General features: G+C 38.0%; 20 protein-coding genes and 1 tRNA gene. 17 read left to right on the top strand and 4 right to left on the bottom strand.

Annotation, left to right across the window (positions count from 1 at the left end):
- The first annotated feature begins 22 nt into the window (after positions 1–22).
- The 5 genes from BM157_RS11680 to BM157_RS11660 all read left to right on the top strand — a co-directional run bounded on the left by BM157_RS11680 (position 23) and on the right by BM157_RS11660 (position 3,484).
- Positions 23–95: transfer RNA gene (locus tag BM157_RS11680), tRNA-Lys, on the top strand.
- 389 nt (positions 96–484) lie between these two features.
- Positions 485–1,306, top strand: a complete 822-nt coding sequence (locus BM157_RS11675) for a C39 family peptidase (RefSeq protein WP_022503122.1) — start codon at positions 485–487, stop codon at positions 1,304–1,306.
- A 171-nt stretch (positions 1,307–1,477) separates the two neighbouring features.
- Complete coding sequence (locus BM157_RS11670; RefSeq protein ID WP_022503121.1) at positions 1,478–1,687, top strand: hypothetical protein; 210 nt, start codon at positions 1,478–1,480, stop codon at positions 1,685–1,687.
- A 172-nt stretch (positions 1,688–1,859) separates the two neighbouring features.
- Positions 1,860–2,696, top strand: a complete 837-nt coding sequence (locus tag BM157_RS11665) for a DUF5685 family protein (protein ID WP_022503120.1) — start codon at positions 1,860–1,862, stop codon at positions 2,694–2,696.
- Entirely contained in the window at positions 2,693–3,484 is a 792-nt protein-coding gene (locus BM157_RS11660; protein ID WP_022503119.1) for a DnaJ domain-containing protein, read from the top strand. Before BM157_RS11665 ends, BM157_RS11660 begins: the two co-directional genes overlap by 4 nt.
- Here the strand turns inward: BM157_RS11660 and BM157_RS11655 are convergent.
- On the bottom strand, positions 3,458–5,308 hold the full coding sequence (locus BM157_RS11655) for a DUF885 domain-containing protein (protein WP_055306989.1): 1,851 nt from the start codon (positions 5,306–5,308) through the stop codon (positions 3,458–3,460). The two genes, BM157_RS11660 and BM157_RS11655, sit on opposite strands and share 27 nt — an antisense overlap.
- Before the next feature lie 203 nt (positions 5,309–5,511).
- Between BM157_RS11655 and metG the strand changes: the two genes are divergently transcribed.
- Positions 5,512–7,518, top strand: a complete 2,007-nt coding sequence (gene metG, locus BM157_RS11650; protein WP_090141262.1) for a methionine--tRNA ligase — start codon at positions 5,512–5,514, stop codon at positions 7,516–7,518.
- A 127-nt stretch (positions 7,519–7,645) separates the two neighbouring features.
- Here the strand turns inward: metG and BM157_RS11645 are convergent, their stop codons facing one another.
- A complete protein-coding gene (locus BM157_RS11645) occupies positions 7,646–8,866 on the bottom strand; it encodes a helix-turn-helix transcriptional regulator (RefSeq protein ID WP_055177401.1) in 1,221 nt (406 codons plus the stop codon).
- Between the two features lie 194 nt (positions 8,867–9,060).
- Here BM157_RS11645 and BM157_RS11640 point away from each other — a divergent pair, with 194 nt between their 5' ends.
- The 11 genes from BM157_RS11640 to BM157_RS11590 all read left to right on the top strand — a co-directional run bounded on the left by BM157_RS11640 (position 9,061) and on the right by BM157_RS11590 (position 24,409).
- Positions 9,061–11,325 (top strand): glycoside hydrolase family 2 protein, encoded by a 2,265-nt coding sequence (locus BM157_RS11640; RefSeq protein WP_022501306.1) that lies wholly within the window; start codon positions 9,061–9,063, stop codon positions 11,323–11,325.
- A 12-nt stretch (positions 11,326–11,337) separates the two neighbouring features.
- A complete protein-coding gene (locus BM157_RS11635; protein ID WP_022501305.1) occupies positions 11,338–12,729 on the top strand; it encodes an MFS transporter in 1,392 nt (463 codons plus the stop codon).
- A gap of 648 nt (positions 12,730–13,377) precedes the next feature.
- Complete coding sequence (locus tag BM157_RS11630; protein ID WP_055177405.1) at positions 13,378–15,207, top strand: Firmicu-CTERM sorting domain-containing protein; 1,830 nt, start codon at positions 13,378–13,380, stop codon at positions 15,205–15,207.
- Positions 15,207–15,818 (top strand): exosortase family protein XrtG, encoded by a 612-nt coding sequence (gene xrtG / locus BM157_RS11625; RefSeq protein ID WP_055306986.1) that lies wholly within the window; start codon positions 15,207–15,209, stop codon positions 15,816–15,818. The genes BM157_RS11630 and xrtG overlap by 1 nt, the downstream gene beginning before the upstream one ends.
- Entirely contained in the window at positions 15,793–17,331 is a 1,539-nt protein-coding gene (locus BM157_RS11620) for a TIGR03111 family XrtG-associated glycosyltransferase (RefSeq protein WP_318255973.1), read from the top strand. Before xrtG ends, BM157_RS11620 begins: the two co-directional genes overlap by 26 nt.
- Positions 17,332–17,354: 23 nt before the next feature.
- On the top strand, positions 17,355–18,425 hold the full coding sequence (locus BM157_RS11615; protein ID WP_090141260.1) for a hypothetical protein: 1,071 nt from the start codon (positions 17,355–17,357) through the stop codon (positions 18,423–18,425).
- A 45-nt stretch (positions 18,426–18,470) separates the two neighbouring features.
- The gene (locus BM157_RS11610; RefSeq protein WP_022501300.1) at positions 18,471–18,935 is read left to right on the top strand and encodes a 6-carboxytetrahydropterin synthase; all 465 of its coding nucleotides are present in this window, start codon (positions 18,471–18,473) and stop codon (positions 18,933–18,935) included.
- A gap of 8 nt (positions 18,936–18,943) precedes the next feature.
- Entirely contained in the window at positions 18,944–21,535 is a 2,592-nt protein-coding gene (locus tag BM157_RS13120) for a 6-pyruvoyl-tetrahydropterin synthase-related protein (RefSeq protein WP_318255972.1), read from the top strand.
- Positions 21,522–22,298 (top strand): TatD family hydrolase, encoded by a 777-nt coding sequence (locus BM157_RS11600; RefSeq protein ID WP_055177414.1) that lies wholly within the window; start codon positions 21,522–21,524, stop codon positions 22,296–22,298. Before BM157_RS13120 ends, BM157_RS11600 begins: the two co-directional genes overlap by 14 nt.
- Positions 22,299–22,363: 65 nt before the next feature.
- Positions 22,364–23,230, top strand: a complete 867-nt coding sequence (rsmA, locus tag BM157_RS11595) for a 16S rRNA (adenine(1518)-N(6)/adenine(1519)-N(6))-dimethyltransferase RsmA (RefSeq protein ID WP_090141266.1) — start codon at positions 22,364–22,366, stop codon at positions 23,228–23,230.
- A gap of 90 nt (positions 23,231–23,320) precedes the next feature.
- Positions 23,321–24,409, top strand: a complete 1,089-nt coding sequence (locus tag BM157_RS11590) for a DUF6128 domain-containing protein (protein WP_090141258.1) — start codon at positions 23,321–23,323, stop codon at positions 24,407–24,409.
- Here BM157_RS11590 and BM157_RS11585 read toward each other — a convergent pair.
- On the bottom strand, positions 24,397–24,939 hold the full coding sequence (locus tag BM157_RS11585; protein WP_022501295.1) for a GNAT family N-acetyltransferase: 543 nt from the start codon (positions 24,937–24,939) through the stop codon (positions 24,397–24,399). The genes BM157_RS11590 and BM157_RS11585 overlap by 13 nt on opposite strands.
- Positions 24,940–24,997: 58 nt before the next feature.
- On the bottom strand, positions 24,998–25,543 hold the full coding sequence (tadA, locus tag BM157_RS11580; protein ID WP_318255971.1) for a tRNA adenosine(34) deaminase TadA: 546 nt from the start codon (positions 25,541–25,543) through the stop codon (positions 24,998–25,000).
- Positions 25,544–25,688: the final 145 nt, after the last annotated feature.

The raw sequence follows: 25,688 nt of genomic DNA, 5'->3' as shown, positions 1-25,688 counted from the left end.
TACTTGCAACAATTTAATATACGCACCGCTAGCTCAGTTGGTAGAGCACCTGACTCTTAATCAGGGTGTCCAGGGTTCGAACCCCTGGCGGTGCATTTGTGAAAGTCTTTTGATTTAGTCGATGGAGCTAGGTTGAGGGGCTTTTTTTGTGCGTTGAATTTCTATGATTTGATATTTTTTCTGAATTTTTGAATTGATTCCTTTTTTTCTGAAAAATTCCAGATATGGATTGTATAAATAGTATATTTAGTGTTACAATACAAGTGGGTACACATATGAAACTATTATTTGAGGCAAATACGAAGGGGAAGATATAACACTAATATACCAGTGTTATGACTGCTAATCAGGTTAAAGACTGATAAGACGTTATGTAATATTAAGAAAGCATTTAGTTATTGGTATTACTGATATAGCTTATTTATCTGGAATGATTTTGTACGTAGTATTGTTATATTGATGTTGTGTCGGAAAAGAGGTTCATATGAAGAAAAAAGGGAATAGACATAAGACACAAAGAGCACATAGAAGAGCATTGAAAAGAGCCGCCATAATTACAATGGCAGGGGCAGCGGTTATTATAGGGGCATATTCTTTAAAGGTATATGACTTCAGAATTAAATATACGCAGACAGCAGATTATATGAAGGGCAATGAAGAGAATGTAACAAAGGGAGTTGTCACATATGAAGAAGCAACTAATAGTAACCAGACTACAGCGGCAGTAAGAAGTTCTTATAAGAGGCTTGATGTAGAATGTGTACTTCAAAATCCTGAACTTCCAACAGGCTGTGAGATAACAGCTTTGACGACAGTTCTTAATTATCTTGGCTATAATGTAGACAAGCTGACAATGGCAGATTATTACCTGGATAAAGGAAAGATGGGCGAGGTGTCGCCTTATAAAGCATTTGTCGGCAATCCAAGAGATGAAGATTCGTGTGGTGCGTTTGCACCAGTATTAGTCAATTCAGCGACAAAGTATCTGAAATCGCAAAGATCATATATGAATGTATACAATATAACGGGAGCAGAGTACAACGAGCTTCTTGATTATGTAGATGACGGACATCCGGTGTTAGTATGGGAGACGATGTATATGAAAGAGCCATATGAATCCTGTACATGGAATATAGACGGAGAGAATATTATGTGGCTTTCACGTGAGCACGCTATGGTGCTTATAGGCTATACACAGAGTACATATATTATGGCAGATCCGTTAAGGGGCATATGTGAATACGATAAAGAACTTGTAGAAACACGATATAAAAGTATGGGAAAGCAGGCAATAGTTATATATTAATGATTGATATGTGAAGTTTAATAATTAATATTTAAGATTGATAGTTGATATTTAATGTTAATAATTGATATATAAAGTGAGTGTGTCAGTCGTGTCAGCCATTTATTACCACATATACATTTTATAAATCATCACAGTCGGGGGAATACTTCCATTATGGAGGTGATGAGTGTGTACCCAGCGTATGATGGTGATAAAGATTATGATTATGACACAGCCCAATATACGTTTCCTCATAGAAAACGCACTTATAATGAGGAAGATAACAGCGAAGATTATTTTGAGAACGCGGTATATGAGGACAGTGTGAACTTCTCATCTATGGCAGATTACGAAGACTTTCTTATATGGGGAACTGATAATAAAGACCAGTTCATATAAACAGATTATAAAAGATTTATTAATCTTTTAAGCTTCAATTGACTAGAGTTTTACAGATGTTATATGATAAGCGAAACGTAAGGAATTTATTGTCTGTGCGTTTCGCTTATTTTTATGTAATAGAATACAGAGCAAGCTGTAATTAACATTGTATGCAGAAATGAGGAGTAGTATGTACGGTTATGTTGTTGTTAATAAGCCTGAGCTTAAGATAAAAGAATATGATATGTACCGTTCATACTATTGCGGATTGTGTGAGGAGCTGCTTTCGGATTATGGTATTAATGGGCAGATATCCATAAGCTATGATATGACATTTCTGCTTGTACTGCTTACAGGGCTGTATGAACCGGATACAACATATAAGGAAGCAAGATGTATCGCACACCCTGTTCATAAGCACCCGGTAAGACGCAATAAGATTTCAGCATATGTTGCGGATATGAATGTCCTTATGACTTATTATAAATGCGTTGATGACTGGCAGGATGATAGGAAGCTTATGAAGAAGCTGCTTGCCTCGTCTTTGACTAATAAGGTTAAGAGGATTGAGAAAGCATATTCCCAAAAAGCACGCATTATTAAGGCGGCACTTGATAGAATGAGTGAGCTTGAGAATAATAATGAGAGCAATATTGACCTGCTTGCAGAACAATTTGGCATAATAATGGCACAGATTTTGTGTATGAAAAATGATGAGTGGTACGATACATTAAAAGTGATGGGTAATTCACTTGGAAGATTTATATATATTCTTGATGCGTATGATGACCTTTTGGAAGATAAGAAGAAGGGCAGATACAATGCACTCAGGACGTATGAGAATAATAAGGATTTTGATATATTTATAGAAAATGTGTTAAAATCACATATGGCACAATTTGCCGCAGGCTTTGAGAGCCTTCCTATTATTGAGAATGTCGATTTATTAAGAAATGTAATATATTCAGGAGTCTTTACAAGATTCGGGATTGCTAAGAATAAAAGAGAACAAGTGGAGGAAGTATGACCGATCCGTATTCAGTGTTAGGTGTATCAAGAGATGCAACTGACGAAGAGATTAAAAAAGCATATAGAACATTAAGCAGAAAGTATCACCCTGATGCGAATATCAATAATCCTAATAAGGATAAGGCAGAGGAAATGTTTAAGACAATCCAGCAGGCTTATAACCAGATTATGAAGGAAAAGCAGGGTGGATATACATCATCAGCTTACAGTCAGAACAGAGGTGGCACAGGAAGCTATGGCTATGACGGTGATTATCAGAATAACCGTAATGGACAGAGCGGCAATGGTTATGATGATTTTGGCGGCTTCTGGGGCTTTGGACCATTTGGCTTTGGCGGATATTATGGAGGGGGTTCTAATTCCGGATATTCAGGTGGTGCTTCTAATATGAATGGCAATGATGATACGACAGTTCATTTAAGAGCGGCGGCTAACTATATTAACAATGGTGGATATGATGAGGCACTTAACGTGCTTTCTGCTATTCAGGACAAAGATGCCAGATGGTACTATTATAGTGCTATGGCTAACTCAGGCAAAGGCAATCAGGCAACAGCGATGGAACACGCCAGAAGAGCAGTAGAACTCGATCCTGACAATATGCAGTATCGTATGTTCTACCAGCGTATGAATAGTGGCGGTGAATGGTATTCAGGAAGACAGCAGACATATCAGAATCCAGCAGGTGGAATGGGAAGCTGGTGTATGAAACTTATATTTATCAACCTTATGTGTAACTGCTGTCTTGGCGGAGGCGGCTTATGCTGCCCGGGAAGATACTACTAAGCGGTTCTCCCAGTTCTTTAAGTAATCAAATAGAATATCAATATGAACAGGTCCGGTTTCAAGAATATAACGGTGGAATTCTTTTAAGGAGAAGTTATCACCGAGATCTTTCTGGGCCTGTTTTTTTAGTTCCTCAAAACCTAAAAATCCAAGAACATATTTGCAGTAATTAGCAGGATTAGCAATAAATGCTGTATACATCTCGTGTGCAGCTTCGGCACTGCTAAATCCATAATCGGTAAGGAATGAGGAAAGCTGTGCTTCAGTCCAGCCGTAATAATTCACTCCGATATCGCCCTTGGCATAGAGGCAGAGTATAAGTGCATAATTGCACTGGACCAATGAATTAAGCAGAGTATTATCGCCAGCATATTCATATGAATGAACTTCAACATAGGAAGCCCAGCCCTCAATATAGCCGCCAGGTTTAATGACATTTCTTATCAAAGAAGGGCTTGTTGAGGCAAAATACTGTGTCTGGTATAAATGTCCCGGATACCCCTCGTGTGCCAGCGTAGGATACAAATCACTGCTGTCAGTGCCGGCTGAATTAATGTATATAGAGTTAATGTCAAGATTATCAATCTGTGGCATAAAGTACATAGCAGGGCTTGCATAGTCATTAAGTGCTTCAGATACATAATTAATATTATAATTGACATCATTTAAGGCAGGATAATCATCAGTTATCTTCTTTTTTAAATCCTCAATAATCTGGTCTGGTTTATCAATTCCAAAAGAAAATGTGCCAAACTGGCTGTTGAGAGAAGGATCTTTTCTTAAAAGCTTCTGCATAACAATTGAATAGCTTCTTATATAGGAGTCAAGCAAATCATTATATTCGTCAATTGATTTACTCCAGCCAAGACAGCTTTCAAGAAGTCCCTCAAAGTATCTTGCACCATCAGGGTAATTGCATATTCCACCAGAATACTGGTTAGTTCCCTTGAATGAAGCAAGAGTCGTTATAAGTGCGTTATAACCTGGAATTACATGGTTAATAACGGCATCTTCGTTCTGCTTCTTGTATACATTTTTCTCATCATCAGTAAGGAAAATGAGGTCGTCAACACGGGAGTTAAAAGTACCAATAAACATACCTTCAGCATCACCGGCGGAATCAGCGATAGATTTGCAGGAGCTTATGACCTCATCAAGAAGGTCATCGCTTAGGGTATATCCCCTGACGCTTCTTAATGCCTCGAATTCCAGCAGATTATTAAAATATCCATCCACATCACTTAGGAGCTGTATATATTCTTCAACGTCCTTTTTCTCCATAAATGTATATTCGGAAAAAAGGAGCGGAAGCTGTATCTGTATGCCGATTGTAGGAGTGAGGTCGGTGTTAAGAAGATACAGGTCGCTGTAATTAAGGGTTGTATACAGATATTTGTTTAATAGGTCATAGGTTATCTGCTGGCTCTTGGAAAGTGAAGCCTTGTCAAAAGCGTTGAGCTTTGTTATGTAGTCTGTTATATCTGATGTATCATCAATATTATCAATATCAATACGTCCGAGTGTTATATCGTAATCATCAATTCCATATTCGCAAGGATTTTCCAAAAGTGCGTGCAGTGAGAGTGAGTCGCTTGAGGCAAGCTCACGAAAAAGGCTGTCGGTAAAAGCGTTGAAGCTTTCGTTATCAGCTGCATTGTATTGCTCATCAGCATTGTTATAACGTGAAGCAGACCCGCCAAATGGAGTGCAGGCACTAAATGAACAGGCTGTGATTACTACTGCACCTGTTATGGCAGCAGCTTTTTTAAAGAAAGAATAAATGTTAGTTTTATGTTTTATGTAACTGGATTTTAATGTCAGCATATAATAATCCTCATTTCTGCGGACATACCGCGTAGTCAGATTCGGGAAGGTGCATATAAGCCCCTGGTACAACATTTTCTTAATCATACACTAGATTATATGTATAATAAATGTTTTTCATTAAAGAATATTTGTTTATTCGTTTGACATATTCTAAAAAGCTGGCTATCATATATAGAATAATGATAACGGAGGTTACGGATATGCCACAGAATAAAGGTCCATTTTATATGACAACAGCTATCGCATATACATCAGGAAAGCCACATATTGGTAATACTTATGAGATAGTTCTTGCCGATAGTATTGCAAGATTCAGACGTCAGGAGGGCTATGATGTTTTTTTCCAGACAGGAACTGATGAGCATGGACAGAAGATTGAATTAAAAGCAGAAGAAGCAGGAATTACACCTAAGGAATTCGTTGATAATGTTTCTACAGAGATAAAGAGAATATGGGATTTAATGGATACATCTTATGACAAGTTTATAAGAACTACAGATGATTACCACGAAAAGCAGGTTCAGAAGATATTTAAGAAGCTCTACGATCAGGGAGATATATATAAGGGTTCATACGAAGGTATGTACTGTACACCTTGCGAGTCTTTCTGGACAGAGTCACAGCTTGTTGACGGAAAATGTCCTGACTGCGGACGTGAAGTTAAGCCAGCTAAGGAAGAAGCTTATTTCTTTAAGATGAGTAAATATGCCAACAGACTTATCGAGCATATTAATACACACCCAGAATTCATACAGCCTGTTTCAAGAAAGAATGAGATGATGAATAACTTCCTTCTTCCAGGACTTCAGGATTTATGTGTATCAAGAACATCATTTAAGTGGGGTATCCCGGTAGATTTTGATGACAAGCATGTAGTATATGTATGGCTTGATGCACTTACTAACTATATCACAGGTATCGGGTATGATGCTGATGGCAACTCATCAGAACAGTATAAGAAGTTCTGGCCGGCAGACCTTCACCTTATTGGAAAGGATATTATAAGATTCCATACTATATACTGGCCTATATTCCTTATGGCACTTGGTGAACCACTTCCTAAGCAGGTATTTGGACATCCTTGGCTTTTACAGAATGACGGCAAGATGAGTAAGTCTAAGGGGAATGTTATATATGCAGATGACCTTGTAGATATGTTCGGTGTTGATGCTGTAAGATACTTCGTACTTCACGAAATGCCATTTGAGAACGATGGTGTTATCTCTTGGGAACTTATAGTTGAACGTATGAACTCAGATCTTGCTAATACACTTGGTAACCTTGTCAACAGAACAATTGCTATGTCTAACAAGTATTTTGGCGGTGTAGTTAATAAGACAGGTGTTACAAGTGAGGGAGCAGGCGTTGATGAGAATGGTGCAAGCCTTGACTTCGATGCTGACCTTAAGGCTGTTGTTACAGGAACAAGAGATAAGGTTCAGAACAAGATGGCTACACTTCACGTTGCTGATGCTATGACAGATGTATTTGCATTATTTAAGAGATGTAACAAGTACATTGATGAAACAATGCCTTGGGCTTTAGCAAAGGACGAGAGTAAGAAAGAAAGACTTGAAGAAGTTCTTTACAACCTTGTAGAGAGTATTACAATCGGAGCTAACCTTTTAAAGGCATTTATGCCTAATACAACAGAGAGTATTTTAAAGCAGCTTTATCCTGACAATCCAGCCGCTGGTGACAGAGATTTTGATGATCTTGACAAGTTCGGCTTAAGAGAGTCTGGAAATAAAGTTACAGATAAGCCAGAAATCCTTTTTGCAAGACTTGATATTGAAGAAGTTATGAAGAAGGTTGAAGAATTACAGGAAGCACAGAGAAAGGCTAATGGAGTACCGGAATATCCAGTAGTTGAGAAGAAGCCTGAGATAACATTTGACGACTTTGAAAAAATCCAGATCCAGGTCGGAGAAGTGCTTAAGTGCGAGCCTGTAAAGAAGGCTAAGAAGCTTCTCTGCTCACAGATAAGAATTGGTGAGGAAGTAAGACAGATTGTATCTGGAATATCACAGTATTACAAGCCAGAAGAGATGGTTGGCAAGAAGGTAGCAGTAGTTACTAACCTTGCACCTCGTAAGATATGCGGCGTTGAATCACAGGGTATGATTCTTGCGGCTATGGACGATAAGAACAATCTCTCTGTTATGACAGTTGATAAGGATATAATCGCAGGAAGCGAAATCGGATAGCAAAAGAGTGAATTATATATAATAAAAAGCTCCCTTCCGGGCTGGCAGGTAAAATCACCTGCGGCTTGGAAGGGAGCTTTTTCTTGTACTGCACTTGTACTTACAGGTTAACAGAAGTAGCAAGGCATTATTTATCCAACATTTTTTTGTATTCGCGTGGACTGATGCCAATGTGTCTCTTGAAAAGTTTCGAAAAATAACCGAAATCAGGAATACCGACAGCTCCAGCCACTTCAGCAACACTCATATTTGTGGTATTAAAGTAGCGTAAAGATGCCCGGATGCGCTGCCTTCCAATATAAGAAGTCAGCGTTTCGCCGACTTCTTTTTTAAATGCATTTGACAGATAAGATGGATTTTTGTCAAATTTTTCGGCAAGTATGGATAGCGTTAACTCTGAGTATAAATGCTGGTCAATGTAATTTACAACAGTTCGGATCAGATAAGAGTATTTTTCATACGTATAATTCTTAGCAAGCATAGAATATTTTCGGACCATGTCAAATGGCAAGTGTGCAAACTCTCCTTGGCTGTTAGCATCTTTTATGCGAAGAGAAAAAGCTTCAGCCTGCTGGTATACATAAATCGGATGTACGGCGGTCCCAAACATACGGGAAGCTAGAAAAAAATTTAAGGAGGCGATTCTGCTTCTTATTTCTTTTGCAGGAAGAGACTGAAAAGAAGCAGAATAGTCCAAAGTCTTTTTCATGAAGTCAATGGCCTGGGCAGTGTTTCCGGCAGTCATTGCCTGACAACAATGTTCTAGTCGTGAAATCAGTTCCGCGATGTAATCGGAAGAGAATTTCTGAAAACGTTCTTCGTTTGGCGAAGTGTTATGAGACTCTGTTTTATAATTGACATACTCAATGCTGCATGTTTTGAACGCCGGAATAAAAAAACTAATAAAATGCTGCAACATCAGTGTGAGTTCATCAATGTCTACGACAGGAAGAGAGTAATAAAAGTGTAACAAGACAGAGTTGTATTTCGGATCAATGTGATTATCACGAATGAGCCGGTTGATTGTTACCTGATTGATTGGTTCGGCCAAAAAAGGCATAATACCAAGAATATCTGGTTCAGCGTCCGTGGTCAGACTGACAATTACATTGTAAAACCCAAGGGAACTCTGCAGTACAATGATTTGATAAGGAGAGCTGCCAAACAAAGAAAAAAGTGGGCTGTTCGTTTTGTAGTTGCCCCAGACCATGCGTCTTAGTCCCATATCCATTTTCTCAAAATTCTGATAAGGAGCATGCATCAGATAAGAATCTATCTTAAAGGTATCGGACAAAGTTTGCTGGAGCAAAGGGAAAAAATCATCGGTATTCATGTTTTCAAATGTCATAATAGGACTCCTTTCCTAGTAGGTTTCTCGTTTTATTTGTAAAAAATTTGCCATAATTATATTTTATGTAAAAATTTTACCAAAACAACAAAACTAAGACAAGAGCAAAATCCGTTGAATTGTTATACTGAGTACATCAATGAGATTGACGGAAAGAGAGAAAGACTCTTTTTATGAACAAGAAGGAGGTAAAAATGGCAACAAAGAACATTAATGCATCTTGGCAGTTTACAAAAGATGCTATAACTGTCGCAGAAGGATATTCTGTATTAACACAGGGCAACTGGGAGGCACTTGACTTGCCTCATACATGGAATGGTAAGGATGGACAGGATGGTGGAAATGATTACCACCGCGGTACATGTTACTATGTAAAGAACATGAAGCGTGAGGAGTTTGGTAGCGAACCAATCACTTATATTGAGTTTAACGGAGCAAACTCTAGTGCATGGCTTTATGTTAATGGAAAAGAAGCTGGACATCATGATGGTGGATACTCTACATGGAGAGTGAATGTAACAGACTTTTTGGCTGATGAAAATGAAATTGTAGTTGCAGTAGATAATGCACCAAATGATCATGTATATCCACAGATGGCAGACTTTACATTCTATGGCGGTCTGTATCGTGATGTAAATGTGATTTCTGTACCAGAAACACATTTTGATCTGGATTATTATGGAACACATGGCATTGCAGTAACACCTATCGTAGAAGGTGCAAATGCAAGTGTTGAAGTAGAAGTATTTGTTACAGATGCAACAGAGGAAGATACTTTAGAATATGTCATCAAAAATGGTGATGAAGTTATTGCTACAAAGAGCGTTTCTGCAAATGAGACAAAGGTTACATTCGAGATTGAAAATGTTCATCTTTGGAATGGCCGTAAGGACCCACACCTTTACACAGCAGAAGTTACATTAAAGAGAAACGATACTGTTTTAGATGAGAGAAGTACTCGCTTTGGATGTAGAACTTTTGTTATTGATCCAGAGAAGGGATTTATCTTAAACGGAGAGCGTTATCCACTTCACGGTGTGTCTCGTCATCAGGATAGACCACACATTGGAAATGCTTTAACTCATAAAGAACATAAAGAAGATATTGAACTCATTCTTGAAATGGGTGCAAACACAATCCGTCTTGCTCATTATCAGCACGACCAGTACATTTATGACCTTTGTGATGAGACAGGTCTTGTACTTTGGGCTGAGATTCCATATATTTCAAAACATTTGCCAAACGGACGTGAGAATACTATTTCACAGATGAAAGAACTTATTATACAGAATTACAATCATCCAAGTATTGTAGTATGGGGACTTTCTAATGAGATTACAATGGGTGGCGGAGAGGATGATGACCTCATTGAGAACCACAACATTTTAAATGATTTATGTCATCAGATGGATCCAACAAGACTTACAACAATGGCCGTAGTTTCTATGTGCAGCATTGATGCAAAATATATTCAGATTCCGGATGTTATTTCTTATAACCATTATTATGGATGGTACGGTGGAACAACAGATATGAACGGTGAGTTCTTTGATGATTTCCACAAGAAATATCCAAATATTCCAATTGGATTAAGTGAGTATGGATGTGAGGCTTTGAACTGGCATACATCAAATCCTGTTCAGGGTGATTATACTGAGGAATATCAGGCATACTATCATGAAGAACTGATTAAGCAGCTCTTTACAAGAGATTATATCTGGGCTACACATGTATGGAATATGTATGACTTCGCCGCTGATGCAAGAGCAGAAGGTGGAGAAAATGGTATGAACCATAAGGGCTTGGTTACATTTGATAGAAAGTACAAGAAAGATGCTTTCTATGCATATAAGGCATGGTTATCAGATGATCCATTCGTGCATATCTGTGGTAAGCGCTATGTAGACCGTGTAGAAGATACAACAAAGGTTACGGTATACTCTAATCAGCCAGAAGTAGAGTTGTTTGTAAACGGTGAAAGCCTTGGTAAGCAGACAAGTGATGTGCATTTCTTCTACTTTGATGTGCCAAATGCAGGCGAAAGTACACTTGTTGCAAAAGCAGGTGATTGCAGTGACGAAAGCAAGATTCGCAAGGTAGATACCTTTAACGAAGAATATCGTTTGAAAGAAGAAGGCGAGGTTCTCAACTGGTTTGATATTGATATGCCAGAGGGATACTTCAACATCAATGACAAGATTGGTGATATCATGAAGGCCAACGAAGGTAAGATGTTCATCGATGAATTGATGCTTAAGATTATGAAAGGCGCTGATGGCGGTGCAGCAGAAGCAGCAGAAGCAGCAGCTGGTGCTGGCAGCGAGGGCCTTATGAAGATGTTATCAGGTTTTACAGTAAAGCGTATGCTTAATCTTATGGGAACTGCAGGCGGTGGAAAGCAGTTTACTAAGGAAGAACTTCTTGAGTTGAATAGCAAGCTCAATAAGATAAAGAGATAGGAGGATATTACCATGAGTAAAACTAGAGAAGTAAGACCTTTCGGTGCACGTGACAAGTTTGGTTACCTGTTCGGAGATCTTGCAAATGATTTTTCATTTATTTTTGCCAGTACTTATGTAATGGTATTCTACACAAAGGTTATGGGTATCTCAGCGGCAATGGTCGGAACTATGTTTCTTATTGCTCGTTGTATCGATGCTTTTACAGATATCGGTATGGGACGTATCGTAGATAATTCAAAGCCAACAAAGAACGGACGTATTCGTCCATGGATTCTTCGTATGTGCGGATTTGTTGCACTTGCATCATTTATGATGTATCAGTCATTTTTGGTAGATGCTTCTTACGGAGCTAAGGTTGCATATATGTTTATTACATATATCCTCTGGGGTTCTATTTTCTATACATCTATCAATATTCCTTACGGTTCAATGGCATCTGTTATTTCAGGTGACCCAAAGGACAGAAGTTCGCTTTCTGTTTTCCGTTCAGTAGGTGGAACTGTTGCTGGTATTATGATTGGTGTTGTAGCTCCAATGTTAGTATATAAGACAGATGCTTATGGTAACCAGGTTGTTTCTGCAACAAATATATCTATTGTAGCTGGAGTATTCTCTGTAATTGCAATTGTATGCTATCTGCTTTGCTATTTCCTTACAACAGAGCGTGTTGAATATGTTGCAAAGCAAACATCTGAGAAGCAGTCAGTTGCTAAGACATTAAAGACATTACTTACAAGCCGTTCATTGCTTGGTATGATTATCGCAGCTGTACTTCTTTTGTTGGCTTCATTAATGTCACAGGGTGTCAATACTTACTTGTTTGCTGATTACTTCAAGAACACAAAGGCTCTTTCAGTATTCTCATTATTAATGCTTCCATGTATTATCATCTTGGCAACATGCTCTACGAAGCTTGCTACTAAGTTTGGTAAAAAGGAATGTGGTGTAGTAGGAATGTTTGCATCAGGTATCCTTTACTTCATTCTTGGTATTCTTCATATTAAGAATGTATGGGTATTCGTAGTTGGTGCATTCGTAGCTATGCTTGGTATGTACTTCTTCCAGACACAGTGCTGGGCTCTTGTGACAGACGTTATCGATGATATGGAAGTACAGACAGGAAATCGTGACGATGGTACTATTTATGGTATCTACTCATTCTCAAGAAAGATTGGACAGGCAATTGCTGGTGGTCTTTCCGGATGGGCACTTGGATGGATTGGATACAATGAACTTGCAGCAGGACAGACAGAGGCAGTTGCAAATGGTATTTACAACTTGGCTACTTTCTTCCCAGCAGCTATCTATATTCTTTGTGGATTAGTACTTATGTTCATTTTCCCTCTGAATAAGGCAAGAGTAGATGCAAACGTTGCAGAACTTAAGAGCAGAAGAGGATAAACAAACAAGTTCATATCAATAATAAAGGCTCAGACTCCGTGCACCTTTGGGTGTGCGGAGTTTTTTCCTTTGGTAAAATATATGTGTATCAGCAATAGAGTCCGGATGGCGTTATCCAAGGAGACCATTCTGATAATTTTTCGGCCTGACTCATACTGCACCCAGCTTTCATACGTATTTCTTCGGTGTAACATTCGATTAATTTCTGGCGGTTAAAGATTGTAATCATAGGCTTATCACTCCGTTTATCATTTTTATTTCCGCAGCACTTGCATAAGACGTGTTGTACATAAATAAAAAAATAACTGTTAATAGTAGTGAAATAAAACGATTATGTTTCATAAAAATATCCTCCTTGTATATTATATTTAACAACTAATTGTTAAGCGTAAATTATCATATAATAATTATATTGACAACAATTTTCTGCTAACTTGTAATATAATTATGTATTTTCTGATATTTATTTAAGATATATTGATTAGATAGTTAATTCGCCTTAATATAATATTGTGGCATATTAGCCGATACAATTATTGACTATTTATAGCAATAGCCGTACAATATAATTTGAGTATTTATATTAATACAATAAAGCATATCAATTTTAATGCTATTATAAGAATAGCGTAATTTTGGAGGTTTACTATGAGGATTTTTAAAACGGGAGAATATAGTAATAAAAGACGTCATAGCTGCAAGAAAATGGTATTATCCGCTGGAATGGCATTAATGCTGGCAGCAGCCCCTGTAACAGCAATGGCTGGACAGGTATATGGCAGCAATACAGGTGTGACATCTGCAAACAGCGTGATGAATAATATAGCAGCCGGCCTTAGTATGAGCAATAAGATTGATGTATCAACATTAAAGAATAACAAGAAGGTGGGCGGAGATGATATTACTCTTGATAATGACCTTACAGACTGGAAGAATGTGACAGAAAGAAAGGCTTTATCAGATAAGGTATCAAGCTGGAAAGCAGTAATCTCAGCCGATTACTCTACATTATACATAAGCTATGAGGGAACAGCACAGTCAGAGTGGGATTATGGATATACAGGCCAGCAGAACCTTGTTGATATTACATATGCCACAGGGCTTAGTGACTCAACCAATCATATTCAGTTTGTTGCGTGGAATGGTGGAGCACAGGTTAAGAACGGCTGGTATGGTGATATAGAGGGTGCTAAGATGGTTACAGTTAATGAGGCACACCAGAATACAGCAGGACCATATACAGTTGAGGCTTCAATTCCTATGAATTTCTTTACGGAGGGTAATTTCAAGATAACATTTGCTGGTGTTACGGTAGATTTAGCAGATATAGAAGTGCTTGACGGCAGTGCGATTAAAGAGGATACAACAGAGGCTGTCTATGAGGGCATAACAATAGATGGCAGTTTTAAAGACTGGGATGCAGTTGCCAGGTATAATGCAGCGTGTCCTAATGAAGCACACAAGGACTGCCTTTCAAAAGCAGCTATGGTGTTTGATGGAGATTATGTATACATATACTTAAAGGACGGAGCAACAGGAAGTGCTTATGGTGCTGGAACTCATTCCAATGGCAGGTATTCAATAAAGACAGACTTGGGCAGAGAACTTGTATTTCAGCTTACACAGGATGGACAGGTTAATGGTATAGATGGTGTTTTGTGTCAGCATGTTGGAAGGCAGTGGGAAATAGCGGTTCCTAAGGATAAGCTTCCGATTTATAATAAGACAATATCATTTGGCTTATACCTTTCAGAGCCATTTGTTAAAGATGTAGCTAATCTTAAGGATGATGGCAGCAATGACAGTAGTGATGGTAATTATGATATAGCATATGATGGCTTATATGGCGACTGGAACAAATATCCACATACAACAATTCAGTATGCAACGCCAGGAACTCACGAACACGTTGCAGATGCCAGTGCTGCAATATATTGTGATGGAACACAGCTTTTTGGACACGTTGAAACTCCAATGCAGGCACATTTAACTGAAGCAGGTGGAGAGTTAACACAGGCAATTACAATAAAGTTTAATGATAATTGGAGTCAGGTATTTTATCCAAGAATGGAGACAGTAGACAGTGATGGTAACATTAACTGGAATTCTCAAAAAGGTGGACTTTCCGAAGGTACATATGAATTCTACATTTTTTCAACAGATGCATGGCATACTTCAGCTAATATTAATAGCACTAATGAAGCAGATACATGTTATGGAAAAATGATGGTGACTATTGGAAGTGATAAGGACGAATGTGAGTTTATAATAGACCTTAAGAAGGTGGCTGATAAGCTTGGATGTGATGTGAGTGATTTCAAGCAGATTGATGCACAGTTTGGAAGATTAGGGCAGCAGTGGGTTACAACAGCAGGTGCTTCAACAGGTGCCTGGCTTGGACTTTGCATATGCGTTCTTATAACAGTAGGTGTTCTCGTTTATCAGAAAAAGAAAGGCAGTAATCAGGTAACAGAATAATGAGTGTTAATCCAATCGTGGCAGTGGCAGTTATAGCAGTGTGGCTGTATATACTTTCAGTATTAACAAGAGCAAAGCTTTATGCGTGGAAGTTTATGTGGGGAAGCTTTGGGTTGTTTCTTATAATGATGATAACTATACGTCCCGTGCTTACTATGCCGCTGGCACGTTGTGTATCAGCACTGGCTGGTGTAGTTGGAAGTGTGACAGGAGCATTTACATCATATTTCAAGTATGGAATTATATTTATTCATACAGGAGTTACACAGGCGACACTGCTGATAGATTTTGAGTGTTCAGGAATTATTGAGATTATGGCATTTATATCATTGCTGGCATTCTTTAATGTATACAATTTCAGCGAAAAGGTTATGGTGGGAATAGGTGGTTTTTGCTATATAATGCTCTGTAATGCTTTGAGAATTGTGATGATATGTATGTCAGTATATTTTTGGGGAATGGGAGCATACTATGTGGTTCATACATTTATTGGAAGAATATTCTTTTACGTTCTAAGTGTATATCTGTATTTCTATGTATTTACCAAACCTCAGGTTATAAAGATGAAAGTAGGCAGCTTCTCATATGGTAATAATAAAACAAATTCTTAACTCATTTCTTTTCTGGGGCGGCTGGATAATCATTCCATTTATTATGGAGATTGTCCCGGCACTTGGAAGTGTATTTCTTCTTATCAGGAGAAATCTAAGACATAAGAAGAAAAGAAAAGAGATGAAGATATATCCAGAGATATCTCTTATTATTCCTGTATATAATTCAGCGGATACTCTGTATGGATGTATCAAGTCGGTTAATGACAGTACTTACCCTAATGATAAAATCAGAATATTCCTTGTTAATAATAAAGGTCAGGACAACAGCTTCGCCGTATATGCGGACTGTCAGAAGAAGTTTCCTGACCTTCTTATGCAGTGGCTTAATGCAGAGCAGGGCAAGTCAAGAGCACTTAACCTGGCCTTGTATAACAGTGACGGCAAGTATATTATTAATCTTGATAGTGATGGAATATTAGAGAAAAATGCACTTGTCAATCTTATTACAAGATTTGAACAGGATACAGATCTTAACTGTATGACAGGAGCTATTCTTACAATTCCTGAACAGATACAGGCATATAAAGGATTTTTTCCAAGACTGCTCCGTAATCTGGAATTTATGGAATATGCACAGGCTTTCCTTGCAGGCAGAAGCTATGCTTCCGAGATGAATGCAGTGTATACATTATCAGGAGCATTTTCCGCATTCAGAAAGTCAGTTGTGTTAAAGTCGTGGATGTATAACACAGATACAATATGTGAGGATACACATATCACATTCCAGATGAAATACAGGCAGAATGAACGAGTCGAAGTGTGCGAAGATGCGATATTCTTTGTTGACCCAATAGAGGATATGAACAAATTGTACACACAAAGACAGAGATGGCAGAGAGGAAGCCTTGAAGTAGCCAAGATGTTTATGGACAAGTCCTTTAAGGTAAAGAATATATTCAGCAATGTAAGTGTAAAGACTCTTCTTTATGACCACACATTTGCGTTTCCAAGAATGATATGGTATCTGGCACTTATATGCCTTATGGCTATTGGCTATTCGGGTAAGATGATACTTGTATCTACAGGAATAATATTCGGCTTGTATACACTTGCCGGATATCTGTACTTTATAGTTGTCGCGTATTTCCTTAACATCAATAAGGATGTAAAGAAATATTATGTACGGCACTGGTGGTGCATATTGTTCCTGCCGTTCTTTAATTTTCTCGTATTCTTTATAAGAGTAGCAGGTATTATTAACAGCATACAGACAGATAGTGCATGGAAGACGATGAACTTCACAGATGAGTGCAAGGCATTTGCTAAGGTTGTGAAACAGGATATGCAAAAGCCGGCGGCATTTATTGGAAAGTTAAGAAAAGCAGTCAATTACGAGCCTATGGAGGATATGGAGCTTATAGAGGTAGAAGAAGCTGATACACCGGAGGCTGTTGATATTACAGAAGACAAACGTAACATTATGGAAGATAAAACTATGGCAGAAGACAGTAAAGAAGCCGCAGAGAAAATAGAACAGATTGAACTGATAGATGAAGATGAGTCTTTATAAAATGTGTTAGATGGGAGTAAGCTATGAAACTGAAAGACAGATTGGGTAAACACCCGGTGCTTATTATTACAACAATATGTGTAATATGTGTAGCTGTTATAGCAGGATTTACAGCACATATAGAACTTCAAAGGTATGAGGACGGAATTCTTGATGTGTGTGCGACACAGCAGGATGCGTATGTACAGCTTGTTCTTGACCAGATTAATCTTAAGGATAATAGAAATGATGAGCAGATTATTAAGGAAATCCTTGAGACAATGGATGCCTCGTCTAACCATTACTGGACATTTTCAAAGGACCAGTCAATGCTATTTGTAAAAGATATAACAGAAACTAATAAATATAAAGGCGTTACAGCTTCAACATATTATATGTCAGATAGTGCCAAGGAGTTCATAGATGGTCTTATACAGAATAAGGTTGCGCATAAGACAATTAATATTAACGACAACGATTATATTGCCTCAGGAGTTCTGTTTGAATATAAGAATGAGCCATACAGATTATGCCTGCTTACACAGAGGGGTGCACTTCTTGATAACAACAGTTATCTTGGTGTAAAGACACAGATGACTACATTATTCGTGGTACTTCTTCTGATTATTGTCTTAGTGCCAATGCTTATGGCTTATTATATAAGACATATGTTATTCAAAATGGACGTACAGAAGGATACAATCGATACGGTCAACAGACGACTTTCAAAGATTAACCAGAAGCTTATGGAAAGCGACCTTCACGATACAAGAAATAATCTGTGGAAGCAGAAGGCTATTATTCCGTTTCTTGAAAAGATTACTAAGAGGGAGATATATCCGGTCACATTTATACATATCAAATGCAGGAATATTGAAAGCAGGGTTAAGTTTATAGAAAGAGCAGTATATATTCTTGATAAAAATGTTCTGAGATTTGAATATGGCAGGACGGATCTTGTGCTTATATTTATTAAGATTGATGAAAAGCGTGCCCTGGACAAGATTAATATACTTGTAGATGATAATTCATCAGTTGAGAACAGCCAGCTTGTTAATAATGAAGCTGATATTAGTAAACTTAAGGACAGATATAAACAGAGTAAGGCTGTATAAATACAGTGTATATGCTTAAAATATCAGACAGGAATGGAGATTAATATGGCAGTTAAGTTGTACAGGGAATATAGAATTAAATTTTACCTTAATATGAGGCATTACATAATTATTGATGGCAAGAAGGGTGAAATACATCCACACACATGGGAGTTCGCTCTGGATATTAAGTTTGGAAGAAGCTCATTTGTTGAGTTTAATATATTCGAGAAGGGAATTGCCAATTTCCTTGAAAAGTACCAGAATAAGGTGCTTAATGATGAAGAGCCTTTTGACAGCATAATGCCGACACTTGAGAATGTAACTGATTATTTTTCAAGTGAATTCTACAGGATAATTCATGATATCGGTGGAATGATGACAAGATTAGAGGCGAGCGAAACTCCTACAAGAAGTTATATTGTTAATATGGCAGAGCAGGAGGGAAATGCACAGATTAACGCAGATACAGAGAATATAATATTATCTGAGGTTATGGATGCAGTATTAGATGATTTAACAGAAGGATGATGGCTGTTATGAATAGAAATGATGTGAACAGGAAGACGTGGTATCTGTTAATTCTTATGCCAATAATATATCTGGCAGTGTCAGTGCTTGTTGTATTCTTAGTTAAGAATAATGGGGCATACCCTACAGGTTCAGATACTATGTATCATATATTCCGTGGAGATTATGTATACAATTCTATAAAGGAAGGCAGCTGGTATCCTATATATAATTCTATGTGGTATAACGGCGTGGAGATTATGCGTTACTGGGCACCACTTACAGCATATTATATGGCATTATGCCAGATGATTGCAGGTGGAGGACAGCTTGCAGGATACCTTATATTCGTGGGCACAGTCTGCTTTTTTAACAGCATATTATGGCTTATAATAGGCAGGAAAATGAATAGGCCATATCTTGGTGCATTTGTTGGACTTATATGGTTCTTTATGCCTAATAATCTGCTTGCATTGTTTGTTGAAGGTAATCTTGCAAGATCATTGTGTATGATATTTCTGCCTGTATTCATATATGCGGTATGTGAATATCTGTCAGAGAGAAAGAGAATATATATTCCTATAATTATAGTTACATTCGCACTTATGGCAATGTGTCATCTTGGCTATGCTGGTATGATTGCACTGGCAGTGCTTATATACTGCATAGTGTATATGTTCCAGCAAGGCAATAAGAGAGCGGTATTGGAAGTGATTGTCAGCATACTGCTTGGATTTATGGTTCTTGGAATATGGCTTGTTGCTTCGCTTAATGGAGGAATAACATCACTTGATAACTCAGAAAATATGGCTAACTTCTTTCAGAAGCTTGTTGTTACTCTTAATCCGCTTGATAGAATTAAGAGCAATAACTCCCATTTCTACTATGGGCTTGCAGCGTGCATAATAGCGGTATGCGGAATATTACTTGGATATAAGAAGTCAAGAGCGGGATTTGTGACAGCGGTAGTCATTCTTGTATGCACTACTACAGCTATGTATCCGGTGTTAAGCCTTCTTCCGGGAAGCCAGTATCTTTGGATGTTAAGATTTATTTCCATAGCATTATGCTTTATATTGTACAGCTTTCTTAAGTGGGATACATTAAAGAAGCCGTTGGTGCTATTGATGTGTGTTCTTCTTATAGCAGATATAGTGCCATCACTTACATTGATAACAGGCGGAAGTCTGCTGACAGCAGATAATAAATTATCTTTAAGTAGAATGTTCAGCCGGTATAATAGTACATCAGAGGATAATTCTTCTGATACATCGCTTATTGATGACATTTTATCATTAAATATGACAGATACAAGTGAGGCAGAGGACAGGATTAATCAGACACAGAATCATACACTTATATCAAAGGCGCAGAGCATAACAGGACAGAGACTTGCACTTATGGATGCGAGCAGTCTTGGAGCTATGGGTGCGTGGCTTACAGCAGACTGGAATAACGGAGTTCCGGCTACGTTTGGTGCGGGCTGGGAAGCGGCTAATACATCAACTAATATAGCCAATCTTAATAAGGCTATGGCTGAAAGCAGATTTTACTATATGTTTGACAGGTGTGAGGAGCTTGGCAATGACACAGTTATAGTAAGGCTTTCACAGCTTAATAAGTATACAGGAACTCTTGATAAGCTTGATGAGGCGGCAAATGCTGTTGGCTATAAGCTTGTTGACTATAATGGTGATTACAGGCTTTATCATCTTGATGTTAATGGCAACTGGGGAACTCTAAGTACTTATGAAGCTATAGGCATAGGAAGTGGAGCTTCAGGAATTTCTTTAAGATTTCCAGCGGTAGAAGAAACAGACTCTTATAATCTTGATGATTATACATTTGAACAGTTATCGCAGTATAAAGAGATATTCCTTGACGGCTTTACTTATAATGATAAAGAGGCGGCAGAGGAGCTTATTATAAGACTTAGTGAGGCAGGGGTTAAGATTATAATCTCAGCAGACTCCATTCCGCAGGATAAGAGAACCCATACACAGACATTTCTTGGAGTTACCTGTAATGCGGTTAAGTTCGAGAATGGTTATCCAGAGATGAATACAAGAATTGGGCGTGTATATACAGATATGTTCCCACAGGGACACACTGAGTGGAATACTGTATATCTTGATGGACTTGATACTTCTTACGGAAGTGTTGACGATAATGGACTGAGTCTTGATTTCTATGGAACAGTTAAGAATGATAATATAATAATGTGTGGTCTTGGCATTATGAATTTCTACAGTATGACAGGTGATAAGACAGTTGGAAGACTGCTTGAGAATATGTCAGGTCTTAAACAGGAAACATTGCCACAAAGAAAGATATTTCCTCTTACAATTGATTATACAGGCAGCACGATTACAATAACATCTAATGAGGATAATGTTAACACTGCACTTGCTTATCACGACATATTCAGCACAGCACAGAATATTGAAAAAAAGAATAATCTTATGTATATACAGAAAGGTACAACAGTTATTAATATTAAAGTGCCTTATGTATGGCAGGGAGCAATTGTCAGCATAGCAGGAATTATCCTGTCAGTTGTATGGGTGATTGCGCTTGGAAAGACAGGAAAGTCAGGGAAGAATAAGAATGAGAATATTTGATACACACGCACATTATGATGATGAAGCATTTGATGTGGACAGGGACGAACTGCTTAATAAGCTTTTATCTACAGACATTGATACTATTGTAAATGTCGGTGCAAGCATAGAAGGGTGCAGGAAGACTTTAAATCTTGCGAAGCAGTATAAGAATATATATGCGGCTATAGGCGTTCACCCAGATGATTATGACAAACTTAATGAGGATATTATAAGCTGGCTTAAGGAAGAAGCACTAAGCAATCCGAAGGTTGTTGCAATAGGTGAGATTGGACTTGATTATTATTATGATGAGCCAGAGAGGGCAGTACAGCTTAAATGGTTTGAAAGGCAGTTACAGATGGCTGTTGAAGTTAATAAGCCAGTGATTATACATTCCAGAGAAGCCTGTGCGGACACAATTAACATTTTAAAAAATGGAAATGCGGACAGGATAGGTGGAATAATACACTGTTATTCATATACTAAGGAGTCGGTCAAGACATTTTACGATATGAACTTCTACTTTGGAATAGGCGGCGTGCTTACCTTTAAGAATGCAAGAAAGCTTGTTGAGGCGGCGGAGGTTATACCAATGGAGCGCATATTATTAGAAACAGACTGCCCATATCTTGCACCAGTTCCTAACAGGGGCAAAAGAAATGACAGCAGTAATATAAGATATGTCATAGAAAAGCTGGCAGAAATCAAGAAAATGTCTTATGATGAGATAGTGGACATTACTAATAACAATGCGAGAAGGTTATTCTTTAAAGAGGCATAACATATTCGTCAATCAGTAATTATAAGAATGGAGATTATACAGTGGATAATAAATACGCACACGTTATGCACCTTGGCAATCCGACTAATACAATCGCGGTGCTTAACAGATACGGTTTTAATTTTCAGAAGAAGTTCGGTCAGAACTTTCTTATAGATGAAAATGTAGTTGAAAAGATTGTGAGGGAAGCCGGAGTTACGAAGGATGATTTCGTGCTTGAGGTAGGACCGGGTATTGGAACTATGACACAGATACTCTGCGAGAATGCAAGAGAGGTTGTAGCTGTCGAGATTGATAAGAAGCTTATACCAATTCTTACAGAGGATACACTGTCGTGGTATGATAACGTAACAGTTATCAATGAGGATATATTAAAGCTTAATATTAAGGAACTTGCAGACAAGAAAAATGGTGGTAAGCCAATAAAGGTTGTTGCTAACCTTCCTTACTACATAACAACTCCTATTATTATGGGACTTTTTGAGAGTTGTGTGCCTTTGGACAGCATAACTATTATGGTTCAGAAGGAAGTGGCAGACCGTATGCAGGTAGGTCCGGGAACTAAAGATTACGGTGCACTTTCATTAGCAGTGCAGTATTATGCCAGACCTAAGATTGTGCTTAATGTTCCAGCAAGCTGTTTTATGCCACGTCCAAATGTAGACTCAGCGGTAATAAAGCTGGAAAGATACCAGAAGCCTCCAGTTGATGTGCTTGATGAACATCTTATGTTCAAGATAATAAGAGCTTCATTTAACCAAAGAAGAAAGACTATGATGAACAGCGTGGGTAATAGCGGTGAAGTCAATGTATCCAAAGAGGAACTGCTTAAAGCATTAGAACAGTGTGGATTTTCTGCTACAATAAGAGGAGAAGCACTCACATTAGAGCAGTTCGCGGCTCTTACTAATGCGATAATTAATAACAGATAACAGACAGCACATAATTAAGGCAATGAATATTTACCTCCCTTAGGACATAAGATTGATTAGTTAATCTTATGTCCTAAGGGAGGTTTTAAAATGGCTGATTATCAACGTTTTGTGTCATATATCTATTCATATCCGGGTGGAGTTAAGGATAAGAATGTAGGCTTTGCAAAGGTTGAAGTTGTCAGGGGAGAAATCCGGTTAAATATTAATCTAAGGGGTGTATATACTGATACTCCGGAACTATTCGGGGTGTATCTGTTATTCGCAGGTTATAACAGTGGTGAATACCAGCTTTTAAAGGCTGGCGACTGTATGGTGCAGAATGGTATGGCTGTGTACAAGGGCATATTTAATTCGTCCAACATTGATAGTACAGGGTATACATTTTCTGACATATGCGGCATTGGAATAGCCAATCAGGCGGATGCATTCTATATGATGTTCTCAATGTGGAAAGATGAGAGCATTAATACACAAAAAATCCACTTCGTTGACAAAGAAATGTTGATTAATGAAAGAAAAAGAGCTTCTGTTGTTGATAATTTCAAAGATAGTACCAATAAACCAGACAATGCCAGCCATAACGTAGCAGTGGATAATAATGCACCAGAAAATGCTAATGCTTTGCAGAATATGAATGGAACAGTCAGTGCAGCACAGTCAGACAGTAATACAGCATACACCAATGGATGTATGATACGGGAGGATAAGGATGTTGCAATTATGCAGGCGGAGACTTTGGATAACTGCACCGGTCAGGGTAATAAGATAATGCAAAGTGATAATGATAAGTCAAAAAGAAAAAAAGCAAAGACCAGCTTTGACAAAAAAGTCGATAAATTATTGTATGCAAAGCCTGATTATATTGACGCATTTGATGATGACTATCTGTACGACTGCGTAGAGGTGTCAACAGAGGTGCTTAAAGAGCTGTTGTCCATAGAGAATGACATAATAAATAACAGCTTTTTAATACACGGATATTATAATTTCCGGCATCTTTTGTTTGGCAGGGTGTGTGAAAATGAGAATAACACACATTATTTTATTGGCGTGCCGGGAATGTACTGCAACAGGGAGAGGTATATGGCTTCAATGTTTGGCTTTAACAATTTTAAGAAAAGCCATAGAAGCGATTATTCTAATCCATATTTTGGATACTGGTATCAGGAGATATAGACAAAACGTCTGTGATCCTGCCATTTGCCGTTAAGCTTTACATAAGAATGTGCAATGCCTTCATCAATAAATGACATTTTGTCCATAAGGTGGAGTGAAATCTTATTGTCAGGATGAATGTAACATTCTGTGCGGTGGATACCTAAATCGGGAATTACCACATCAAGCATATGGGCAATCATAAGGGAAGCAAGCCCTTTGCCGCGGTTAAGACGGTCTATTTTATATCCCATATTAGCAGATGGTGATGAGCCTCTGTTGATGTGGGATAAAGAAATAGTTCCGATAATGTAGTCGGGATTGTCATTAGATACAAGAAAAAATCTTACAAAATGTAAAGACATAAGAGCTTTGTTCTCAGCATTGAGCATATTCTTGATGAATTCTTCTGTATAGAAAGCTTCTGGCTTATCACTTTCATATATATCAAAATCGTTGCGGTTTCTGTAATAGAAATCCAGAACATCAAGGCTTTTATCACAGCCTAATACTTTAAGCGTGTAATCTCCAAGACTGTATCTTACGTTCATAGGTAGTCCTCCAGGCGTTAAATGCACTTTAAATAATTATGTTAAGGTATTCCTTGAATTAACGGTTAATAAATACCTGATTGTTATCTGCTTCAGAGCTTTCAGCAAGTGCCTTCTCTTTGAGTATTTTCTTCTTCTCACGCAGTTCCTTAAAGAAGGAGCTTAGCATAGTTGAACACTGTTCTTCGCATACGCCCCTTACAACCTCAGCCTGATGATTAAATTGTGGCATTTGCAAAATGTTAAGAACAGAACCGGCACAGCCAGCCTTAGAATTCATTGAACCGATAACTACACGTGGAATTCTTGCCTGAATAATAGCACCGGCACACATCTGGCAGGGCTCTAATGTTACATACAGGGTACAGCCTTCAAGTCTCCAGTCCTGCATATAACGGCTTGCTTTTTTAATTGCGGTTATCTCAGCGTGTCCAAGTGTAGTCTTGTCGGTATTACGTCTGTTATATCCTCTGCCAATAATCTTACCATCATACACGATAACACACCCGATAGGCACTTCATTAATCTTAGCCGCTTTCTTCGCCTGTCCAATCGCCAGTTTCATAAAATGAATATCCATATTGTCAAATTCGTCATTAACCATAAAATCCACCAAAATCCGATCTAAACTTTTAAGATAAACACCTGCGTGTTCATTATATCATATACCTTGCGTTGCTTTACCACGCATATGAAGTTTCGAAGAAACTTCTAAGTGACTACGAAGTAGTCATATTATATCATATGCC

Source organism: [Lactobacillus] rogosae (assembly GCA_900112995.1).
GTDB classification, from domain to species: domain Bacteria; phylum Bacillota; class Clostridia; order Lachnospirales; family Lachnospiraceae; genus Lachnospira; species Lachnospira rogosae.
Note: the sequence above shows the minus strand (reverse complement) of the source record. Positions and strands in the feature narration are given on the sequence as shown.

Coding starts and splice junctions, on each gene's coding strand:
- BM157_RS11675 (WP_022503122.1), top strand. CDS start 485: ATGAAGAAAAAAGGGAATAGACATAAGACACAAAGAGCACATAGAAGA.
- BM157_RS11665 (WP_022503120.1), top strand. CDS start 1,860: ATGTACGGTTATGTTGTTGTTAATAAGCCTGAGCTTAAGATAAAAGAA.
- BM157_RS11660 (WP_022503119.1), top strand. CDS start 2,693: ATGACCGATCCGTATTCAGTGTTAGGTGTATCAAGAGATGCAACTGAC.
- BM157_RS11655 (WP_055306989.1), bottom strand. CDS start 5,308: ATGCTGACATTAAAATCCAGTTACATAAAACATAAAACTAACATTTAT.
- metG (WP_090141262.1), top strand. CDS start 5,512: ATGCCACAGAATAAAGGTCCATTTTATATGACAACAGCTATCGCATAT.
- BM157_RS11645 (WP_055177401.1), bottom strand. CDS start 8,866: ATGACATTTGAAAACATGAATACCGATGATTTTTTCCCTTTGCTCCAG.
- BM157_RS11640 (WP_022501306.1), top strand. CDS start 9,061: ATGGCAACAAAGAACATTAATGCATCTTGGCAGTTTACAAAAGATGCT.
- BM157_RS11635 (WP_022501305.1), top strand. CDS start 11,338: ATGAGTAAAACTAGAGAAGTAAGACCTTTCGGTGCACGTGACAAGTTT.
- BM157_RS11630 (WP_055177405.1), top strand. CDS start 13,378: ATGAGGATTTTTAAAACGGGAGAATATAGTAATAAAAGACGTCATAGC.
- xrtG (WP_055306986.1), top strand. CDS start 15,207: ATGAGTGTTAATCCAATCGTGGCAGTGGCAGTTATAGCAGTGTGGCTG.
- BM157_RS11620 (WP_318255973.1), top strand. CDS start 15,793: ATGGTAATAATAAAACAAATTCTTAACTCATTTCTTTTCTGGGGCGGC.
- BM157_RS11615 (WP_090141260.1), top strand. CDS start 17,355: ATGAAACTGAAAGACAGATTGGGTAAACACCCGGTGCTTATTATTACA.
- BM157_RS11610 (WP_022501300.1), top strand. CDS start 18,471: ATGGCAGTTAAGTTGTACAGGGAATATAGAATTAAATTTTACCTTAAT.
- BM157_RS13120 (WP_318255972.1), top strand. CDS start 18,944: ATGAATAGAAATGATGTGAACAGGAAGACGTGGTATCTGTTAATTCTT.
- BM157_RS11600 (WP_055177414.1), top strand. CDS start 21,522: ATGAGAATATTTGATACACACGCACATTATGATGATGAAGCATTTGAT.
- rsmA (WP_090141266.1), top strand. CDS start 22,364: ATGCACCTTGGCAATCCGACTAATACAATCGCGGTGCTTAACAGATAC.
- BM157_RS11590 (WP_090141258.1), top strand. CDS start 23,321: ATGGCTGATTATCAACGTTTTGTGTCATATATCTATTCATATCCGGGT.
- BM157_RS11585 (WP_022501295.1), bottom strand. CDS start 24,939: ATGAACGTAAGATACAGTCTTGGAGATTACACGCTTAAAGTATTAGGC.
- tadA (WP_318255971.1), bottom strand. CDS start 25,543: ATGGTTAATGACGAATTTGACAATATGGATATTCATTTTATGAAACTG.